The organism is Blautia sp. MSJ-36 (genome assembly GCF_018917985.1).
Lineage (GTDB): Bacteria > Bacillota > Clostridia > Lachnospirales > Lachnospiraceae > Blautia_A.
On record NZ_JAHLPQ010000032.1, the window covers coordinates 23569 to 36821 of the forward strand.

12 protein-coding genes and 1 pseudogene are annotated in these 13253 nt (G+C 45.8%); 4 read left to right on the forward strand and 9 right to left on the reverse strand.

Annotated elements, in window-relative coordinates; all coding sequences use genetic code 11:
- Positions 1-39: 39 nt before the first annotated feature.
- The 4 genes and pseudogenes from KQI39_RS15200 to KQI39_RS15215 all read left to right on the forward strand — a co-directional run bounded on the left by KQI39_RS15200 (position 40) and on the right by KQI39_RS15215 (position 3254).
- Positions 40-1058 (forward strand): annotated as a pseudogene (locus tag KQI39_RS15200) (RNA-guided endonuclease InsQ/TnpB family protein).
- Positions 1059-1247: 189 nt separating this feature from the next.
- On the forward strand, positions 1248-1697 hold the full coding sequence (locus KQI39_RS15205; RefSeq protein ID WP_148445186.1) for a hypothetical protein: 450 nt from the start codon (positions 1248-1250) through the stop codon (positions 1695-1697).
- Positions 1697-2182, forward strand: a complete 486-nt coding sequence (locus tag KQI39_RS15210) for a hypothetical protein (protein WP_148445187.1) — start codon at positions 1697-1699, stop codon at positions 2180-2182. The genes KQI39_RS15205 and KQI39_RS15210 overlap by 1 nt, the downstream gene beginning before the upstream one ends.
- A gap of 4 nt (positions 2183-2186) precedes the next feature.
- Complete coding sequence (locus KQI39_RS15215) at positions 2187-3254, forward strand: type IV pilus twitching motility protein PilT (RefSeq protein ID WP_216419373.1); 1068 nt, start codon at positions 2187-2189, stop codon at positions 3252-3254.
- Positions 3255-3329: 75 nt separating this feature from the next.
- On the opposite strand, the gene KQI39_RS15220 is transcribed toward KQI39_RS15215, so the two are convergent.
- The 9 genes from KQI39_RS15220 to KQI39_RS15260 form a co-directional block, all read right to left on the reverse strand.
- Positions 3330-3830 (reverse strand): COG2426 family protein, encoded by a 501-nt coding sequence (locus KQI39_RS15220; protein ID WP_021652100.1) that lies wholly within the window; start codon positions 3828-3830, stop codon positions 3330-3332.
- Between the two features lie 16 nt (positions 3831-3846).
- Positions 3847-4905, reverse strand: a complete 1059-nt coding sequence (gene hisC / locus KQI39_RS15225; protein WP_216419375.1) for a histidinol-phosphate transaminase — start codon at positions 4903-4905, stop codon at positions 3847-3849.
- Positions 4906-5083: 178 nt separating this feature from the next.
- Positions 5084-6259: an NAD(P)-dependent malic enzyme gene (locus KQI39_RS15230; RefSeq protein WP_118512602.1), complete on the reverse strand. Its 1176-nt coding sequence runs from the start codon at positions 6257-6259 to the stop codon at positions 5084-5086.
- A gap of 56 nt (positions 6260-6315) precedes the next feature.
- On the reverse strand, positions 6316-7491 hold the full coding sequence (locus KQI39_RS15235; protein WP_330384883.1) for an Ldh family oxidoreductase: 1176 nt from the start codon (positions 7489-7491) through the stop codon (positions 6316-6318).
- A gap of 128 nt (positions 7492-7619) precedes the next feature.
- Positions 7620-8354: a FadR/GntR family transcriptional regulator gene (locus KQI39_RS15240; RefSeq protein WP_173762035.1), complete on the reverse strand. Its 735-nt coding sequence runs from the start codon at positions 8352-8354 to the stop codon at positions 7620-7622.
- A 252-nt stretch (positions 8355-8606) separates the two neighbouring features.
- A complete protein-coding gene (locus tag KQI39_RS15245) occupies positions 8607-10097 on the reverse strand; it encodes an AAA family ATPase (RefSeq protein WP_216419377.1) in 1491 nt (496 codons plus the stop codon).
- The gene (locus KQI39_RS15250) at positions 10094-11422 is read right to left on the reverse strand and encodes a vWA domain-containing protein (protein ID WP_216419385.1); all 1329 of its coding nucleotides are present in this window, start codon (positions 11420-11422) and stop codon (positions 10094-10096) included. Before KQI39_RS15250 ends, KQI39_RS15245 begins: the two co-directional genes overlap by 4 nt.
- A gap of 234 nt (positions 11423-11656) precedes the next feature.
- A complete protein-coding gene (locus tag KQI39_RS15255; RefSeq protein ID WP_216419379.1) occupies positions 11657-12667 on the reverse strand; it encodes a leucine-rich repeat domain-containing protein in 1011 nt (336 codons plus the stop codon).
- A 188-nt stretch (positions 12668-12855) separates the two neighbouring features.
- On the reverse strand, positions 12856-13032 hold the full coding sequence (locus KQI39_RS15260; protein WP_216419381.1) for a hypothetical protein: 177 nt from the start codon (positions 13030-13032) through the stop codon (positions 12856-12858).
- Positions 13033-13253: the final 221 nt, after the last annotated feature.

Consider the following 13253-nt stretch of genomic DNA (forward strand, 5'->3'; position numbering starts at 1 on the left):
ACATATTAGCCAATAATAACAGGAATCAGCCAGAAAAGGATGATAAGATTGCTAAAAAGTTTCAAAACAGAGATCAATCCTACAGAAGAGCAGAAGATTAAAATACATAAGACAATCGGCAAGTCAGTTCCAAATCGGTAAAACATTCGATTGAAGATGCCTGTACAGCTTTTTCAAGATTTTTCCATCATCAAAGTGGTTTTCCACGGTATAAGAAAAAAGGACGATCGAATGTAAAAATGTATTTTGTAAGAAACAATCCCAAAGACTGTCTTTGCGAAAGGCACCGGATTAAGATTCCGACGCTTGGATGGGTAAGGCTGAAAGAGAAAGGTTACATCCCAACATCTAAGGATGGATACATAATCAAAAGCGGAACTATTTCTATGAAAGCCGGCAGATATTATGTTTCTGCACTGGTAGAAGTGACAGATCCGGTGAGAGACAGCTGCTTTAGCGATGGTGTAGGGATCGATCTGGGTTTGAAAAATCTTGCCATCATATCAAATGGAACTGTCTATAGAAATATTAATAAAACAGCACGAATAAGAAAACTTGAAAAACAATTAAGGCGGGCACAGCGAAAGCTCTCCCGTAAATATGAAAATTTAAAGAAAGGGGAGTCCACTCAAAAAGCAAATATACGTAAACAAAAGCTCAAAGTACAGAAGCTTCATCAGCGTCTGGAAAACATCCGTACAGATTATATCAATAAGACGATATCTGAGATTGTGAAGACCAAGCCATCTCATATAACGGTTGAGGATCTGAATGTATCCGGTATGATGAAGAACCGGCATCTTTCAAAAGCAGTTGCATCACAGAAATTTTACGAATTTCGCACAAAACTGAAGACAAAATGTGAGGAATTTGGAATTGAATTACGGATAGTCAGCAGATGGTATCCTTCTTCAAAGACCTGTCACTGTTGCGGACACATCAAAAAAGACCTGAAACTTTCAGACAGAGTCTACAGATGTGCATGCGGTTATACGGAAGACAGAGATTTCAATGCAGCACTGAATCTGAGAGATGCAGAAACTTACGAAATTGCATGATCCCGCAAACGTAAGCATGTACCGAAGGCTATTTCGGGAATTTACGACTGTGGAGTGTACTTAGGATCTGTGAGTAGAGATAACTCCGGTTGCTCAAAAACATACACGAAGAAACAGTAAGTGGTATTCGAGAGAAGCCACATTATCTCAATGTGAGTATATTTAATCATATTTTGAGTGGCAGGCATCATGAAAAAAACACAGCATAATTCCGGCACCAGCCTTTTTCTCATGGAAATGATCCTGGCTCTTTTATTCCTGTCCCTTTCCTCTGCTGCCTGTATTCAGATTTTTGCGGCAGCCCGGAAAAACCGTATTCAGGCAGAACAGTGGAACCAGATCCAGGCACTCACTACTTCCGCCGGGGAAGCACTGGAGGGTACCGATGGTTCTCCGGCAGAACTTCTGTCCCTTCTTCCAGGCGGCATCCAAAAAGAGGACAATCTGATCTGGTATTATGACGACACCTGGCAAAACTGCTCCGAAAAAAACGCGTCTTATGAAATGATTTTTTCTCCGGATACTTCCTCTTCTGAAAAATCCGGAGAGCTGTCTTTCCTCCAGGTTTCGGACAAGCATATGATTTACCGGATTCCCTTAAGTTTTCCGGCTGAATACAGCGAAAAGGAGGGTTCCTGATGAAACAGAAGCATACTTTTTTTGTAACCGTGGGAATTCCCTCTCTGTTTCTGATTTTTTCTGTTCTGTGTCTCTGTGTACTGGCTCTTCTCACTCTTGGAAGTTCACGGTCTGGCCTGAACACCGCCAGGTATTCCATGGAACAGACTGAAAAATATTATAACGCCTGCAGCAAAGCCACAGAAACCGTATCTGAAATTCGAAATGAGCTGTCTCAGTACGCAGATAACGCTTCTGATGAAGCAAAATATTTTTCCCTGATACAGGCAAAAGCAGATACTGACAGGAATTTTTCCTGGGATTCCACGAAACATACCTTAACTTTTTCTACTGAAATCTCAGATACCCAGCAGCTTTGTACTGTACTTGAAATTTTTTACCCAGCAAAAAACAATGGTTCCGTTCTGGAAATCCGGCAGTGGAATACTGATCTTACCAATTCCTGGGATCCGGATACACGCCAGAATCTTTTTAAAGGAGAGTGAAATTATGGATATAGAAACCCCTATTCCCGATTTTCTGACAGAAGCAGCCAATAAACGCGTTTCTGATATCTTCATCATTGCAGGCCGCCCTCTGGCCGAAAAAATCGACGGTCATCTTCTAAGCAGTGGAGAACGACTGATGCCTGCGGAAACCGAAAATCTGCTTCGCATCATTTACAAACTTGCCGGAAACCGTGATATATCCCGGCTTCTGGAAACCGGTGACGATGACTTTTCGTTTTCCATTCCCGGCGTCTCCCGTTTCCGTGTCAACGCTTATAAACAGCGTGGTTCCCTGGCTGCCGTGATCCGTGTGATCGCCTTCCGGCTGCCGGATCCTGCAGAGCTTTCCATTCCGGAAGATGTGATGAGTGTTTCTGATTATACACGCGGCATGGTCCTTGTCACCGGTTCTGCCGGAAGCGGTAAATCTACCACTATGGCCTGCCTCATTGACCGGATTAACCACACCCGGGAAGGCCACATTATTACCCTGGAAGATCCTCTGGAATATCTTCACCGCCATGACCGCTGCATTGTCAGCCAGCGAGAGATCTGCACCGACACCGAGAGTTACTTGACTTCTCTTCGTGCCACCCTCCGCCAGAGCCCCGATGTAATCCTTCTGGGTGAGATGCGTGATTATGAAACCATACAGACCGCCATGACTGCCGCAGAAACCGGCCATCTGGTTTTTTCCAGTCTGCATACTCTGGGCGCTGCCAACACCATCGAGCGTATCATGGATGTCTTTGAACCTTCCCAGCAGCGTCAGATCGCTATCCAGCTTTCCATGGTCCTTCAGGCGGTTATTTCCCAGCAGCTGATCCCGGATGTGGACGGCCGCAACATTCCTGTTTTTGAGATTATGCGCCTGACACCTGCCATCCGAAATATGATCCGTGACAACAAAGTTCATCAGATCGAAGGCGTAATCTCCACTTCCAGCCAGGATCAGATGCGTTCCATGGACCAGAGTCTTCTGGAATTATACAAAAAAGGCCGTATCACTAAGGATACAGCCATGAGCTATGCTATGAATCCGGAGATGCTAAAACGCCGGCTTATGTAATAATACCCAAAAGCAAAATCCCTCGTCACCTGCCAAGCTTCGTGACAGTGATGAGGAATTTTTATCTTTTCTTGATCAGTGCACTACATTTCCTACAATTCCATAGGAAACAATATACATAATCACACTTGCCATAAAAAGTCCGCACAGGATCGCAATGGAGGATTTTTTGATATCCACCTCAAGAAGAGAGGCGATCAGCGCACCTGTCCAGGCTCCTGTGCCCGGAAGAGGAATTCCCACAAACAGCAGAAGTCCCAGAAATTCATATCTCTTGATCTGGTCACTCTTTCCCATAGCCCTGTTTTCCAGCTTTGTGATCAGACCTCTGAACGTCTTTGTTTTTTTCATCCATTTAAAGATCTGCCGGATAAAAAGCAGGATAAACGGAATCGGAATGATATTTCCCACGATACAGATCGGCAGTGCCTTTGCAGCCGATATCTTCAGCAGAGAGGCTGCCAGAAGGCCGCCTCGAAGCTCCAGTATCGGGATCATTGAAATGATGAACACAGCTCCCTCAGGAGAGATAAACTGTGCAAGGTGGTGTGAAAACCACTGTACCAATACTTCCATAATATCTCCTTAATCGTTATTTCTGCAGATATTCCTTCAAGAATTCTACCAGCTTTTTCATCTCCTCATCCGTGCCGATGGTGATACGGAGATGATTGTCGATCCTGTCCTTGGGGAAATATCTTACATAGATATGTTTCTCCCTCAGTGCTGCGAAAAGCTCTTTTGCCGGACAGCTCTCATGTGTGGCAAAGATAAAGTTGGATCTGGAATCCTGGAAGGAAAATCCAAGCTTCCTGAGCTCTGCCTTCGTCCACTCTCTTGTTGTAATGATCTTATGGCAGCATTCCTCAAAATATGCCTTATCCTCCATAGATGCCACACCAGCTGCAATGGTAGTACGATCCATTGTATAGGAGTTAAAAGAATATTTCACATCATTGAGATATTTGATCAGCTCCGGATTTCCGAAGGCATATCCGATACGCATGCCTGCCAGGGATCTGGACTTGGAGAAGGTCTGCACAACAAGCAGATTATCATATTTTTCGATCAGCGACAGTGCGGATGCTGCTCCGAAATCCACATACGCCTCATCTACGATCACGATACTCTCCGGATTCTTTGCCACAATCTCCTCGATCTCGGAAAGAGGCATTTCTACGCCGGTCGGTGCATTTGGGTTAGGGAATACGATCCCGCCGTTTTCACGGAAATAATCTTCCTTACGGATATGGAACTCCTCATCCAATGCCGGGCGTTCATATGGGATCCGTAAAAGATCTGCCCATACATCATAGAAAGAATAGGTGATATCCGGGAACAGGATCGGTTTCTCTGAATTAAAAAATGTGAGAAAACACATAGCCAGTACATCATCGGAACCAACGCCTGTAAATACCTGCTCGTCCTTCAGTCCGTAGAACGCGGCAATACTGTGTACCAGGTCTCCTGCTGTCGGATCCGGATAAAGTCTCAGGGTATCGGCATCAAGGGCCTTCAGCGCCTTCTCCACACCCGGAGCCGGTGAATATGGATTCTCATTTGTATTCAGTTTGATCATGCCACTCTCATTTGGCTGCTCGCCAGGAGTATACGGCACTACTTTTCGTATATTAGCTTCCCATGGTTTCATGCTGTGCTTAACCTCCTATCATATTCTTTTGCTATTGTACTCACTGAGAGGACATTTGTCAAAGGGTAATACCACCTGCCCGGCAACAAAAAGACACCCGTACCGGGTTACAGAGTACGGGTGTCTGATATATTCGTCTTAATGAAGGGCTGTTTTGGTTCGTGTCAGGCGTTTAAGATCAGATACGTGCTACGCCTGTTGCTTTTGCTGCCTCTGCTACTGCTTTTGCGACAGCCGGTCCGACTCTCTTGTCGAATGCCTTCGGAATGATATACTCCGGAGAAAGCTCCTCATCTGTGATCAGATCTGCAAGAGCCTTGGAAGCTGCGATCTTCATCTCATCGTTGATGTCACTTGCTCTTACATCGAATGCACCACGGAAGATTCCAGGGAATGCAAGAACGTTGTTGATCTGGTTCGGGAAGTCACTTCTTCCTGTGGAGATAACCTTTGCTCCGCCTGCTTTTGCGTCATCCGGGAAGATCTCCGGTATCGGGTTTGCGCATGCGAAGATGATGGCATCTTTGTTCATGGTCTTAACCATCTCTGTTGTAACTGCTCCAGGAGCGGAAACACCGATAAATACATCCGCGCCAACCAGCATCTCTGCAAGAGATCCCTGTTTCTTCTGAAGGTTTGTGAGCTTGCTCATCTCTTCCTTAACCGGGTTCATTCCTTCTGTACGTCCCTCATAGATGGCACCCTTTCTGTCGCAGAGTGTAACATCCTTGAAGCCTGCCTTCAGAAGAAGTCTGCAGATAGAAATAGCAGCTGCACCTGCACCGTTCATAACGATACGAACATCCTCTTTCTTCTTTCCGACAACCTTAAGAGCATTTGTCAGACCTGCAAGTGTGATAACTGCAGTTCCGTGCTGGTCATCATGGAAGATCGGAATATCACATTTTTCTTTCAGTTTTTTCTCGATCTCAAAGCATCTCGGAGCGGAGATATCCTCAAGGTTAACACCACCGAAGGATCCGGAGATCATGTAAATAGTATTTACGATCTCGTCTACATCATGGCTCTTAATGCAAAGCGGGAATGCGTCTACATCACCAAATGCCTTGAAAAGCACACATTTACCTTCCATTACAGGCATACCAGCTTCCGGTCCGATGTCACCAAGACCAAGAACTGCGGAACCATCTGTTACAACAAGACACATATTCCATCTTCTTGTAAGCTCGTAGGATTTATTGATATCTTTCTGGATCTCAAGGCAAGGCTGAGCTACACCTGGTGTATATGCAAGAGAAAGGTCGTCTTTATTCTCAACCGGTACTCTTGTAACAACCTCGATCTTACCTTTCCAATCTCCGTGCAGTCTTAATGACTCTTTTGCATAATCCATTTTCTTTTCCTCCTTGGATAATTATGATATATTTCATTTCAAAAGGATTACCTGAATTAATAATTACCATTGAAGAATTTACTGTCCTTCGGAAGCTCATAGCCTTCAAAATAAGAGCCAAAATCAAGCTTCAGATAACTACAGAGATCAGCAAGCTCTACCATGGTATTGTCGTTGACCGGAATGCCATTCTCTTTTCTGTCTTTTTCAGCAGCTACCTCTTTCTCGCCGTGTGTATAGATCCTGTCCTGACCGTCTGCCTTCGGGCTCTCCCGAAGTGCCTCAAGGTATTCTGAAAAATGCTTGCGGATCGCATCCGGATCTCCGAATGCCGCCGGGTTGATCGCCATAAATCCATGGCAGATACCGGTCTTATCCGGGAATGTACAGCACTTGTCGGAGGTAACGCCCATGGAAAGAATAGAGCTGAACAGCTCACAGAGCATTCCATAGCCATATCCCTTATGGCTTCCGCTGACTTCCTCGTTTCCGCCGAGAGGCATGATCCCGCCGCCCTTCTTGGCTACGATGTTTGCAAGTACATCCGGTGCATTATTGCTGGCATGACCGTTTTTGTCAAGTGCCCAGCCATCCGGAAGAGGCTTGCCCATCTTATTATACATTTCCAGTTTACCTCTGGTTACAACTGTCGTAGAACAGTCAAAGAAAAACGGATACGGGTCTGCAGGCATAGCGACTGCGATCGGGTTGGAGCCCAGCATAGCCTTTCTTCCGAAGGTCGGTACCATGATCGCCTCGGAGTTGGTACATGCCATTCCAAGAAGTCCTTCATGACAGGCCATGTTCGCATAATATCCTGCAATACCGAAATGGTTGGAATTTCGTACACTTACAATTCCCACACCAGTTGTCTTCGCCTTCTCAATTGCCTTCTCCATGGCAAAATGGCTGATCAGCTGGCCCATTCCATTATGTCCGTCTATCACAGCAGAAATCGGTGTCTCAAAAACAACTTCCGGTTTCGCCTGGGGATGGATAGTCCCCTTCTCAATTCCTTTATGGTAACGAACCATTCTCTGCATTCCGTGGCTCTCGATCCCATACAGATCAGCAGTCAGAAGAACATCTTTAATGATGCTTCCTTCTTCCTCAGAAAAGCCAAACGCTTTGAAAACGTCTCCGCAGAAATGGTTCAGTGTGTCATAACTCCATTTTACATATCCCATGATCGTAAGTCCTTTCTCCTGATATTTCCGGCAGGTTACTGCCATAATACCAAACTTTTTTGGTATTACCAATACAGTCCCTATTATAGCACTCGGTCTTACCAAAATCAATAGTGGTCTTACCAGATCAACGGGATTTTTACTGAAATTTTATTTAATTTTTGTCAGGTGGATCAGCGATGAAATACAAGGCTGTTCTCACCCTGCTGCTGTGCGATCTCAATTATATATTTCTCAATGGTTTCCATATGTTCGCGCATCAGCTTCTCCGCCTGGTTCCGGTCTCCGGAAATAATGGCTTCCACCAGTCTTCTGTGCTGGTCATCCACCTCAAGAGCGGAATTATGTTTCTGCATAATATAGGCTCGGGTACCGGAAATGATCTCCTCTGTCAGCTGTGCTGCCGCATCCAGAACATTATAGATCATAGGATTTCCTGCGATCCTGCCGATCTTCGTATGAAGCTTCTTATCAAGACCTGCACGAGCTTTCTCATCCTCTGCGCTCTCCAGCTGTGCCAGAATGGAACGCAGATCTAATGCGTCCTTCTCCGTACAATTCCCGGCTGCAAGAAGAGCAGCCTCCTGCTCCAGCGCAGAACGAAGCTCCTGCACCTGCTGTACATGGCTGTTATTCAGCTGAAAAAGAAGGGCCAGTGGTGCAGAAAGCCACTGATCCATATTCTCGGTGATATAGTTGGCTCCGCCGCGGACCGTTGTGACAATTCCCATCAGCTCCAGTGCCCGCAGGACTTCACGGACAGCAGGTCTGGAAACTCCCAGTGATTCTGCCATAACACGTTCCGCAGGTAACGTATCACCCGGTTTCAGTTCTCCGTGCCGGATATTGTCTATGATCTGTGTTAATATTCCGTCAAATGCTCGTTCTTCTGTAATCTTTGTAAACATGTCGTCCGTTTCGGCCGCCTTCCTTTATTATTGTGTTGCCTTCCTTTACATAAAAATCCCGGAATATAGACAAGTGGATATTCACCATTCTCAGTCACCATGCAGTTCTGCACCAGATGATCGCTCTGCAGCCATTCAGCCAATCTGTGCATTTTGACTATTTGCCCTCTCTATTTTCCGGACTTTTATAGTAAATATTATACGATAATTCACCAATTTAATCAATAGTAAATAATAAATTGGTAAGACATATTATTTTATTCCATTATTGAGAATATTTTCCACTTCCTCCATCTGACCCAGGAGCATTTTCTGGCGGTCGTCAAAAAGAAGACCTTTATTATGCCTGTAATACTGGTCAGAACCGTTCTCCCGGATGAACCAGAGACTATAATAGTTGGCATTCAGTTCTGTGATAAATGCCACCATTTCCTGGCTGTCCCCAAAGGCAGCTTCCATAAAATCGAAGACGTTCTGCAAAGTAAGGGATGTTTCGTCGGTGCGGTTTTCGTAGGCTTCGGTTTCGGATTCAAAGAGAGATTTGACGGATTCGTAGGTGCCGTCTGTTTTTAATCCGGCTGCCTTTTCAAAAAATGCCACAACTCTCTTCTGTATCCGCTCCTGCTGCTTGGTCAGAAGCTCGCTCTTTTTATCCTTCTCAAGATCTGCCGCTGCTTTTTCCAGGAGATCTTTTGCCGTGAGGCCCTGATTCTCTCTGAAATCTACCATATAATCATACAGTTTCGTGAGATAGGCATCGGTAAGGTAGCATTCTGTAAAAAGCTCGCCGAGTTTTCCATTGAGAAGGCTTACAATGCTCAAATGCTCGTCCAGGGAAGCCGTGCGGATCTTGCCCAGAGTAATGGAATCCCACTTTCCTTTCAGGATGTCCTCTACCTTATAGTCCGTTCTGTACTTATAATAGAGAGCCAGATAGCTGGCGAAATCCTTTGCGATCATCCTATGCTGGATGTACTGGCTGACTACCTCACGGTCTACGGTTTTTCCAAGGATCTCATAAACCTGGATCAGACGGGAAAGATCCTCCCAGCCTCTGGCTGTGGCAAAGATCTTTCCGTCTACGGTATTCTCCACTCTGTAGAAATTCTTTCTGCGAAGCTCCAGATAGGAGATCACGGACGGATGGATTCCCTGCTGGTAGGCGTATTCCTTCCATACATCAAAATCCGCTTCCACATCGATCTTCTTGATACGGTCCAGAGTTACCACATCGAATTCCCGGACGGATTTGTTATATTCCGGCGGGTTGCCTGCTGTGACGATCACCCAGCCTTCCGGAACCTTCTGGTTTCCGAAGGTTTTTCCCTGAAGGAACTGCAGCATCATCGGCGCCAGTGTTTCGGATACGCAGTTGATCTCATCAATGAACAGGATACCTTCTTTCAGGCCTGTTTTTTCCATCTTATCGTAAACGGACGAAATGATCTCACTCATGGTATATTCCGTGACAGAAAATTCTTCCTCACCGTAATTCTTTTTTACAATGAAAGGAAGTCCCACAGCACTCTGCCTGGTGTGATGGGTGATCGTATAGGAAACGAGAGCGATGCCGCATTCCCTGGCGATCTGCTCCATAACCTGTGTTTTTCCGATTCCCGGAGGGCCCATAAGAAGGATCGGTCTCTGACGGATCGCCGGGATCCGGTACTCACCGAATTCGTCTTTTGCAAGATATGCTTCTATGGAATCTCTGATCTCCTGTTTTGCTCGTTTGATATTCATGATCTTTCTTCTCCTTGTATCTCATCCTCCGTGATCACCAGCTTCATGGCCCAGGCCGGGATGTCCACCTCTTCCGGCTCCTGCTCCATAAATACAAATGCTGTCCGGTATGGCGGCATTTTTGCCGGGAAAATCCCGTAACCGTCTGTAAAATATACCAGCCCTCTCAGGTTTTCAAACTCCCGGTTCTCCATCAGTTCTTCCACATAAGCAAAAGCCGGACGGAAATCTGTGCCACCGTCACCGTAGAGTTCCAGATTATCCATGTAATCCTTAAGTTCTTCTTTTCCGGTGATCTTCACATCCGAATGAACTTTCTCGTCACACTGGATAATGTGTATATTTACCTTCTGGAAAAAATTTCCGCTGTCACTTAAGATCCCGTAAGTTTCTTCCAGGAATCTCTGCACCAGTTCCTCGGAGCAGGACATGGAGGTATCGATCACGATGACAAATTCCGACACCTTTTTTACTTCCCTGGATTCCAGTGGTTCGATCAGCGGCATATTCCCGTAAAGGGAAAGTCCATAGGTATAAAAATTATAATCAAAGCTGTCCGGATCTACCGTCAGCTCTTCCTGGAATACCGCAAACTTCCGAAGAAAATCCCGATAATCATACCGTTCCCGATTCTCCACTTTCAGCTGATCCAGAAAATCTCCATCCTGCGCTCCTGCCTCCCTGGAAAAAGTCTCCAGGTCTGTCTCGATTCCTTCACTGATATCTCCCCATTTTTTGCTCATCAGGGGATTGGGTTTCTGGTTGGGCTGCTGGTTGGCCCAGTATTTGTGATCATCCACATAGAATTCTTTTTCCAGCTGTGCCAGTTCTTTTTCCTTCAGGAACTGTTCTTTCAGGATCTTGTAGATCCGCTCCGCATTCAACGTCTTCTTTTCCTTTTCCAGAAGGCGGTAAGTTTCTCTCCGGAGAAGACTCCTGGAATACCGGACTGAGCGGTGATAAATCCCATCGATCATATGCTCCACTGCAATATCGCAGCTTAAATTCCATAGGCGCTTATCTACCCCCGGCTTTCCGAAGTGGCGGAAAATGCAGTGGAATACCATGTGAAGATATCCTCGGTTCACAAGTATCCGGTTCTCCCGGTAAAGCCCCCCAAGCTGCGCCGGGTGGAAGTACATCACAGCCCCATCCGTTCCAAACGGGCTGACGGAACCATCCATCTGGTAAGCAAAGCTGCTCAGCGCCACATCCAGAAAACGCATGCCCAGATACAGCTCGTCTCTTGCTGCCCGGAGGATGCTGCTGCCGATGTCCTGCAGGCGCTGGGCCGCTTCCTGGGAATTGGATTCCTGGCCCGGCAGAAAATTGTTTTTATTGTTTTCAGTTGTTTTTGTTTCTATTTTATTCAGGATTTCCACCTCCTCTGATCTGCTGTTGCAATTCTGTTTTCATTATAGCACTCCCAGAAACTACTATAGTTGCCATTACTACTTCATAATATCGTAATCTATCTACATGCAACTTATTTTTCACATACTCACATATGTTATAAAGTTAGTGCAGTCACTCCGAAGTTATCAGTGGACACCTCCAGCTTACAACTGAAATTTCTTTCTCCTTTTCACCGGTCGAACTGAATCTTCTGCTTCACCGGACACATTCCGCTCTTCCTCCATCATCCGGCTCCGCTCATTCATCAGAAACGCGGAAATCTCCATATCTTTCTTCCTGGACGCCACATCAATACTGTGTTCCAGGCCCTCTCTGTTCCAGAGTTTTGCCCGGGAAAGCAGCTCCAGTCCATTTAAGTTTCCGATATCCACCAGATATTCCCCGATATCCTTAAGATTTCCCCGGATATAATCCTCATACTGCTTCTTCGCCTTTTCGCTGAGCTGCCACGGATAACGAAGCCGCCCGAAACTCATATCCACCAGAACTTCCAGCTTATCCATCACCACTGCCATATCAAACAGGCTGTCATACTCCGCGAAATCCAGTTCTTTATTATAGAAGCATTGCCGGTAATTGGTCCCGGAGCCATGATACTCCGTAAACAGGATCCGGGCAGGCGTATTTTCCACTGCCTCATCATAATGCTCCGGAAAAACCATATGCGCACGTTTTCCACTTGCCTCACTATTTTCATACAGAAAATCCACATCGATCTTCTGCCACAGCTCACCGAGAATCTCCTTCGCACAGGATTTGAGCCCTTTTTTCTGATGGATCACAATTTCCTTCAGCCCGCTGCAACCTGTAAACGCCCCGGTTCCCACCTGCATCAGGGTATCCGAAAATTCCAGCCGTTCCAGTTTTTTGCATCCATAAAAAATATATCTTCCGATTTCCTTCAGTGTCTCTGGAAAAACGATCTCCTGCACTTCCTCTCCGGCAAGAAGCCTCTCTCCTCCGAACGAAAAGGCGTCTTCACTCTCCCAGACTTCCGCCTCTTCCTCGCCATCCTTATGTGCGGAAAACGCATACGGCGCCGCACTGACTACCGGAAGCCCCCGGATTTCTGCCGGGATCATGATCCGGTCATCGGTACCGTAGCACCGGATGATCTCTATTGCATTATTTTTAATTCTGTAATGTATTTTCATCGTACACTTTCTTCCCTATGTCACAATAATAAAAATTTCTGTTTCCTATTGTAGACTTATTCCAAACAAAAAACAACCCGCAGGACCACTGAGGGCAAGTCAGTATCCTGCGGGTTGTTCGTTTCTTTTATCATAAGGTTGGAGGAATTGCTATATTTTTATCGGTCTATACTTTGAGTTTTTTCTCTTCAGGATTTAAAGTTTCCTGTAAACTTCCATACCATATCCGGCTGTTCCGGAAGATAGGTAACGTTAGGTCTCCAGGTCGCGATCACGGTATCTTTGGAATTGACCCAGAAGGAATACTCTTCCCTGTAGGAAGTGTTGAGCAGACCCACGGACAGATATAACGTTTCCTGATCCATTCCATAGGCAATGCTGTGATATCTCTTTGTAAAATCATACTGGTAAAGATCGTTCTGCTTCCAGCTCTTAAATCCTGCATAAGCGATTTTTTTCTCACCCTGATAGCGATAGGTAATCCTTTGAAGTTATCTCCGGATTTTCCCCCGCTCCACACCGTGCATGCGACTTTCACCGCACACGGCGCTCCATCGAATTCAGCCGTCCAGGGCTTTTAAACACA

Bases quoted from the DNA above. Each gene is read 5' to 3' on its own strand.
- KQI39_RS15215 (WP_216419373.1), top strand. From the start codon at position 2,187: ATGGATATAGAAACCCCTATTCCCGATTTTCTGACAGAAGCAGCCAAT.
- KQI39_RS15260 (WP_216419381.1), bottom strand. From the start codon at position 13,032: ATGGATCAGGAAACGTTATATCTGTCCGTGGGTCTGCTCAACACTTCC.
- KQI39_RS15210 (WP_148445187.1), top strand. From the start codon at position 1,697: ATGAAACAGAAGCATACTTTTTTTGTAACCGTGGGAATTCCCTCTCTG.
- KQI39_RS15235 (WP_330384883.1), bottom strand. From the start codon at position 7,491: ATGGCAGTAACCTGCCGGAAATATCAGGAGAAAGGACTTACGATCATG.
- KQI39_RS15255 (WP_216419379.1), bottom strand. From the start codon at position 12,667: ATGAAAATACATTACAGAATTAAAAATAATGCAATAGAGATCATCCGG.
- KQI39_RS15205 (WP_148445186.1), top strand. From the start codon at position 1,248: ATGAAAAAAACACAGCATAATTCCGGCACCAGCCTTTTTCTCATGGAA.
- KQI39_RS15245 (WP_216419377.1), bottom strand. From the start codon at position 10,097: ATGAATATCAAACGAGCAAAACAGGAGATCAGAGATTCCATAGAAGCA.
- KQI39_RS15230 (WP_118512602.1), bottom strand. From the start codon at position 6,259: ATGGATTATGCAAAAGAGTCATTAAGACTGCACGGAGATTGGAAAGGT.
- KQI39_RS15220 (WP_021652100.1), bottom strand. From the start codon at position 3,830: ATGGAAGTATTGGTACAGTGGTTTTCACACCACCTTGCACAGTTTATC.
- KQI39_RS15240 (WP_173762035.1), bottom strand. From the start codon at position 8,354: ATGTTTACAAAGATTACAGAAGAACGAGCATTTGACGGAATATTAACA.
- hisC (WP_216419375.1), bottom strand. From the start codon at position 4,905: ATGAAACCATGGGAAGCTAATATACGAAAAGTAGTGCCGTATACTCCT.